The 6,338-nt window shown below is 56.9% G+C and carries 9 protein-coding genes; 8 read left to right on the top strand and 1 reads right to left on the bottom strand.

The annotated features are described in order from the left end of the window. The first annotated feature begins 12 nt into the window (after positions 1–12). The 8 genes from dmeF to B3R00_RS05440 all read left to right on the top strand — a co-directional run bounded on the left by dmeF (position 13) and on the right by B3R00_RS05440 (position 6,086). Positions 13–978: a CDF family Co(II)/Ni(II) efflux transporter DmeF gene (dmeF, locus tag B3R00_RS05405; protein WP_286997893.1), complete on the top strand. Its 966-nt coding sequence runs from the start codon at positions 13–15 to the stop codon at positions 976–978. 37 nt (positions 979–1,015) lie between these two features. Next, a complete protein-coding gene (locus B3R00_RS05410) occupies positions 1,016–1,414 on the top strand; it encodes a YkvA family protein (RefSeq protein ID WP_286997894.1) in 399 nt (132 codons plus the stop codon). Positions 1,415–1,553: 139 nt separating this feature from the next. Beyond that, on the top strand, positions 1,554–1,997 hold the full coding sequence (locus B3R00_RS05415) for a LexA family protein (protein ID WP_286997895.1): 444 nt from the start codon (positions 1,554–1,556) through the stop codon (positions 1,995–1,997). A gap of 2 nt (positions 1,998–1,999) precedes the next feature. After that, positions 2,000–2,857: an excinuclease Cho gene (gene cho, locus B3R00_RS05420; RefSeq protein ID WP_286997896.1), complete on the top strand. Its 858-nt coding sequence runs from the start codon at positions 2,000–2,002 to the stop codon at positions 2,855–2,857. Between the two features lie 8 nt (positions 2,858–2,865). Continuing rightward, a complete protein-coding gene (locus tag B3R00_RS05425) occupies positions 2,866–4,254 on the top strand; it encodes a Y-family DNA polymerase (protein ID WP_286997897.1) in 1,389 nt (462 codons plus the stop codon). 36 nt (positions 4,255–4,290) lie between these two features. Continuing rightward, the gene (locus B3R00_RS05430) at positions 4,291–4,650 is read left to right on the top strand and encodes a hypothetical protein (RefSeq protein ID WP_286997898.1); all 360 of its coding nucleotides are present in this window, start codon (positions 4,291–4,293) and stop codon (positions 4,648–4,650) included. 146 nt (positions 4,651–4,796) lie between these two features. Continuing rightward, the gene (locus B3R00_RS05435; RefSeq protein ID WP_286997900.1) at positions 4,797–5,363 is read left to right on the top strand and encodes a cytochrome b; all 567 of its coding nucleotides are present in this window, start codon (positions 4,797–4,799) and stop codon (positions 5,361–5,363) included. Between the two features lie 15 nt (positions 5,364–5,378). Next, positions 5,379–6,086: a VIT1/CCC1 transporter family protein gene (locus B3R00_RS05440; RefSeq protein ID WP_286997903.1), complete on the top strand. Its 708-nt coding sequence runs from the start codon at positions 5,379–5,381 to the stop codon at positions 6,084–6,086. Between the two features lie 55 nt (positions 6,087–6,141). Here B3R00_RS05440 and B3R00_RS05445 read toward each other — a convergent pair. Continuing rightward, on the bottom strand, positions 6,142–6,338 hold a 197-nt coding region (locus tag B3R00_RS05445; protein WP_286997902.1), incomplete at its 5' end, for a diguanylate cyclase domain-containing protein.

Consider the following 6,338-nt stretch of genomic DNA (forward strand, 5'->3'; position numbering starts at 1 on the left):
TACAGTATACAAATGAACGCAACACAATCACTTCAGCAAGCGGCTCCGCCCTCTGTACGCCAGCACTCTCATATTTTTGATGAAGGCAATCCTTTGGGGGAAAGGAATGCAAAGCTTGCAGCGCTGCTGACGCTGTCGATGATGGTTTTAGAGATTGGTGCAGGCTATTACTACAACTCCATGGCCCTGCTGGCAGATGGTTGGCATATGAGCTCCCATGCCCTAGCCTTGGGTTTATCTGCGGCGGCTTATGTCGCGGCCCGTCGTTTGTCGGGGGACTCGCGCTTTGCATTTGGAACTTGGAAGATCGAGGTTCTCGCAGGCTATACCAGCGCCATATTCTTGATGTTGGTTGCATGCTTCATGGTGCTGCAGTCAGTGGAGCGCTTGCTATCCCCATCTCTCATTCAATATGAACAGGCCATGGGCGTTGCGGCCTTGGGCTTGATGGTGAATCTAGTGTGTGCATGGCTGCTGAAGGACGGGCATCACCACCATGATCACGACCACCATCATCACGGTCATGCCGAGCATGATGATCTGAATTTACGCTCTGCTTATCTGCATGTTGTTGCAGATGCCGCGACCTCTTTGCTGGCCATCTTTGCCTTGCTAGGTGGAATGTTGTGGGGGTTTGCTTGGCTAGACCCAGCCATGGGCCTCGTAGGCGCTGCGCTGATTACCATCTGGGCGTGGGGGCTGTTGCGTGAAAGCGCACGAGTGCTCCTAGATGCAGAAATGGATGCCCCAGTAACTGAAGAGATACGTGAAGCGATTGCGCAAGGTCCTTACCAAGCCGAACTGACAGACTTGCATGTGTGGCTTGTAGGTAAAGGCAAATACGCATGCATTGTGGCCGTAACAGGAGGGATGAGGGTAACCCCAGACTACATTCGCCAGCTTGTCGGCATTCATAAGGAGCTTGTGCATGTCACCGTGGAAGTGAACGCGCTGCATTCAGCAAGCGCTATCGCATAGCTGCACTGGATAAGCCCCCTTTTAAGTACTCAACCCTATGAGCATCCGTGAACATCTAACCCGATGGGCCAAGCGAACCAAGCGCGATGGCGTAACGCTATGGTTTGCAGGCAAGCACCCTGAAACTCCTTGGTATGCCAAAGCACTTGGTCTTTTCGTGGTCGCCTATGCGCTAAGCCCTATCGACTTGATACCTGATTTCATACCGGTGCTGGGGTATGTGGACGATATCTTTTTGCTTCCAGCACTCATTTTGCTAACGGTCAAATTGCTACCGACCTCCGTGCTGACTCAATGCCGTTTGCAAGCGGACAAATGGATGGCTGAAAAACAGTCGAAGCCGACCAGCAAAGCTGGCGCCCTTATGGTTATCTTACTGTGGACAGTTATTGGCATAGCGTTTGGGCTCTCGGTGATTCCCTGGTTATTTGCATGAGGGACTGCAATAGGACTAAAGCGCTCTGCACCAACCTTCGACCACTGCTTGCAGATTCCACTGCGCTGACAGGCAGAAACCACTGCTTTTTCCAAGCCAGCATCTGACAGTTTTTTCGCCCGGATATATACATGTATGCATGTACAGCAATCGTCTTTTGGCCGGCATGCCCGTGCCAACCACTGCCTCACCCATAGGGCTGCCTCTGGCCGACTGCCCGGTGCGCGCAGGCTTCCCGTCGCCTGCAGAAGACTTTCGGGGCGAGCGCCTGGACATTGCCAGCTTGCTGATTGAGCACCCGCACGCCACCTACCTGCTGCGGGTGGCTGGCCCTTCGATGCAGGATTGCGGCATTGATGATGGGGACTTGATTGTGGTGGACCGCTCCATCCAGGCGCGCCACGCGCACATTGCGGTGGCCATGGTGGAGGGAGAGATCACGGTCAAGCTGCTGCACTGTGCAGGTGGCGCTGTACGGCTGCAGGCAGGCAACCCGGCCTATCCCGACATTACCCCGCTGGAAAATGAAACGCTGGAGATCTGGGGTGTAGTCACTGCCTGTATCAAACGCTTTGCCCGCTAGCCATGCAACTGCCCGCACGCCGCCACCCGGAGTTTGAGCAGGCTAGCCCCTACGCCTACCCAGCACACCTGCGCACTGCCCTGCTGGACATGCCTGCGGCACCGGGGGTATACATCTTTCATGCGCAGGGCGACAGCATGCCCCTGTACATTGGCAAAAGCGTGAACCTGCGCGCACGGGTGCTGTCGCACCTGCGCAACCCTGAGGAGACCCGCATGCTGCGGCAGGCCACGCACATCAGCCACATTCGCACCGCGGGAGAGATTGGTGCTTTGCTGCTGGAGGCCCAGCTCATCAAACAGCAGCAGCCGTTGTACAACCAGAAGCTGCGCCGCAACCGCCAGCTGTGTGCGCTGCAACTGCGTGATGGGCAGCCCGAGGTGGTGCATGCCCGTGACATGGACTTTGCCAGCGCCCCAGATCTGTATGGCCTGTACAGCAGCCGCACGTCTGCCCTGCAGGCGCTGCATGAGCTGGCCGATGCACATGCCCTGTGCCTAGGTGCTTTGGGGCTGGAGAAGCTGCCAGCCGGCCGAGCGTGCTTCAGGGCCATGATCAAGCGCTGCCACGGTGTGTGCTGTGGGCGCGAAACCCTTGCCGAGCATGCCCAGCGCCTGCAAGCTGCACTGGAAGGCTTGCGCATAGCCACATGGCCCTACGCAGGGGCGATTGCACTGAAAGAGCGCTGCAACGATCTGCAGCAGCTGCATGTGGTGCACAACTGGTGCTATCTGGGCAGCGCCAGCACCTTGCCCCAGGCACGCAAGCTGGCCAAGGTGGCGGCCGGGTTTGATGCAGACGGCTACAAAATTCTGTACCGCCCGATCTTGACGGGGCAGTTGTCCATCGTGCCGCTGTAGGTGCTGCCATGTTTGCCCTGATTGATGGCAACAACTTCTATGTGTCCTGCGAACGGGCTTTTCAGCCTGCGCTGCGTGGCAGGCCCGTGGTGGTGCTGAGCAACAACGATGGCTGCGCCATTTCACGCTCAGACGAGGCCAAGGCCATGGGCATCAAAATGGCTCAACCGTATTACCAGTTTCGGGAGTTGGAGCGCACCGCAGATCTGGTGTGCCTGTCGGCCAACTTCGAGCTGTACGGCGACATGAGCGCCCGCATGATGGCGATTGCCGCAGGGCTGGGGCCGCTGCAGGAGATCTATTCGATTGATGAGAGCTTTATCGGCGACCTGGAGGGCATACCCGACCTGACGCACCGGGCGCGGGCCATACGTGGCCGCATCTGGCGCTGGACGAGCATACCCACCTGCATAGGGCTGGCCCCCACCAAGACGCTGGCCAAGCTGTGCAACCACATTGCCAAGGATGCCGAGCGCAAACCCGGCAGCTACCCGGCAGAGCTGGCACGGGTGTGCAACTGGGCAGAGCTGACGCCAGCACAGCACCGTGAGCTGCTGCAGCGCACCCCGGCAGGCGATGTGTGGGGCATTGGCCGCCGCTTGGCTGCCAGACTGGCAGAGCAAGGCATACACACCGCACTGGACTTGGCACGCATGCCCGCCACCAAGGCACGGGGTGCCTGGAGCGTGGTGCTGGAGCGCACGGTGCGTGAGCTGCAGGGCACCAGCTGCATCAGCCTAGAACACGCCCCGGCCCCAAAGCAACAGATTGCCTGCACACGCAGCTTTGGCCATGCCATCAACGCCCTGCCCCCACTGGTGGAAGCCTTGAGCGAATTTGCCACCCGTGCCGCTGAGAAGCTGCGCCACAGCCACCAGTTGGCCGGTGCCCTGCTGGTGTTTGCACATACCTCGCCATTCCGCTCGGGGCCGCGCTTCAATCAGTCCATCACCATCCCGTTACAGCGACCAACGTCAGACACAAGAACACTACTGCACGCAGCCGTGGGTGGGCTGCGCAAGATCTACCAGCCGGGGTTTGAGCTGGCAAAGGCCGGGGTGATGCTGCTGGACTTGCGCCCTGCCAACACGCAGCAGCAGACCGAGCTGCTGTTTGAAGAACCCCGCACTAGGCGCAATGAGGACAAGCTGATGGAAGCAATGGATCGCATCAACGCCCGTTACGGCAAAGCCACCGTGCACCTTGGCAGCACCGGCCACACCCAAACTGACGACGCCGGATGGCGCATGAAGCAAGAGCACCGCACGCCCCGCTACACCACACGGCTGGACGAAATACCGATTGCACGGGCCTACCCGCCTACCCCTGGTCTACAAATCTTCAGATTAAGGGGCTGTACACGGCTTGCCTGCCCAAGTAACTTGCCGCGGTTGTAGCTGCTGCCATTGGCATCTTTAACGGCATGGGCCAAGTTGACCTCGATCGCCAGTGGATCAAGATCCAGTCAATACACCGGCATGGTGCGGGTGCTGCGTCTGAAAACCGTGCCCGCCTTGCTCGGTTCCAAAGAACAAGCCTTACAGGCCACTGCGCACAGAGCTATCAGACTGAGGAGGGTAAGCGTGGTCATGCTGCCCGGAAAAAATGACGGCTATGGACAAGTCAGCAGCAACTCCCACCCTGCGTGGGCATGGGCACTCGTGCTGTATCCCGTTTTCTTTCCCCTTCTTCCGACACTTACAACTGACGTAGAACCACAGAGAAAAAAGCCTGTCGATTTCTTCAAAAAAAGCGCCGGAATATTGATAACTGCCGTTAGCGCTAAAGATTGACCATTTCCCCGAATCGCACATTGCTAGTTTTTGCATGTGCGCTTCCTGCTGTTTTCAGGCAACACTTCAGGTGTTATTCAGAATCGAGCCAGATACTATGGACTTGAAGTTCTTCACGATGAACTTTGCAGCTAACGGAGAAGAATATGCAATTCAAGAATACGCAGAGCCGCTACAGCACATTGGTCATCGGATTGCATTGGCTGATGTTGTTTGTTCTTATCGCCGTTTACGCCTTTATGGAGTTGCGTGGGGTCGCGCCGAAAGGTAGTGATTTGCGGGCAAACATGAAGTCGTTGCATTACTTACTCGGCCTATTGATCCTGGCCCTCGTTATGCTGCGAATTGGCGCGCGCTGGGCTGCAGGTACAGCACCAGATATTCAGCCGCCGATCCCACATTGGCAGGACAAGCTTTCTCAGCTTTTGCACTACTCGCTCTACGCCTTCATGGTGGTCACACCAATCCTTGGATGGCTAACACTGAGTGCTGACGGCAAGCCAATTGTCCTGTTTGGTTTGCCAATACCATCGCTGTTAGACGCGAATGAATCACTTTCGGACCAAATCAAGGAACTGCACGAAACTGTGGCTTCGGCAGGCTATTTTCTGATTGGTTTCCACGCGGCGGCGGGACTGTTGCATCACTACATCCAACGTGACAATACGCTTGTACGCATGCTCCCCAACAGCGCTGTTAAAAATAAGAACTAAAAATTGAAGTTGATCATGAGGCCACACCAATATCGTGCTCATACCGAGCAACACCGCACTGAGCACATAGGCTGGCTGCGCGCTGCGGTCCTCGGGGCAAATGATGGAATTATTTCCACTGCGAGTTTGGTCGCGGGAGTTGCAGCAGCACAAGCTAGTCATGCTGACATCATGACCACAGCTGTAGCAGGTCTTGTTGCTGGTGCTATGTCAATGGCCGCAGGAGAATTCGTCTCGGTGTACTCGCAAGCCGATACCGAGAAAGCAGACTTAGAGCGCGAGCGTAAAGAGCTTGCAACTGATGGAGAAACAGAGCACCGTGAGCTGACAGCCATCTACGTGCAACGCGGTCTTGAGCCCGAGCTCGCAAGCCAGGTCGCTACGCAATTGATGGCGCATGATGCACTCGGAGCACATGCGAGAGATGAGTTGGGCATTTCGGAGGCGCTCAGTGCCCGCCCGCTTCAAGCGGCTATGGCTTCTGCTCTCAGCTTTGGCGTAGGTGCAGCCATGCCACTGGCAGTAGTCATGCTGGCTCCAGAGGATACTTTGCTGCAATGGACGGTTGTCAGTGCAGCTTTCTTATTGGCCATGCTTGGAGCCATCGCCGCGCTGGTCGGCGGCGCCCCCGTCGCCAGGAGTTCGTTTCGAGTAACTTTTTGGGGCACGTTGGCGATGGCGGTGACAGCGGGCGTGGGTGCGTTATTTGGTGCTATGCCCTGAACGAGGGCGAAGCAAGCAGCATTCCCAACAACTTTGCACGTTAAGCCCATCAAATTTAGCAGGCCGTGGCGTGCAGATTTGTTGCCCACTCCGGGCTCTTGACACTCATCACTTTATTACGGCCTGATCTTTTCGCCACATACAGCAAGTCATCAGCTTGATTGATCGCTGATTGCAGCTGCTCCGCAGCGTCAATCACTACCACACCAAAGCTAGCTGTTAGCTTTTGGCGTGAACCGCCCCGGGTTTTGA

Source organism: Comamonas sp. UBA7840, from assembly GCF_002501455.1.
GTDB lineage: Bacteria > Pseudomonadota > Gammaproteobacteria > Burkholderiales > Burkholderiaceae_C > Comamonas > Comamonas jiangduensis.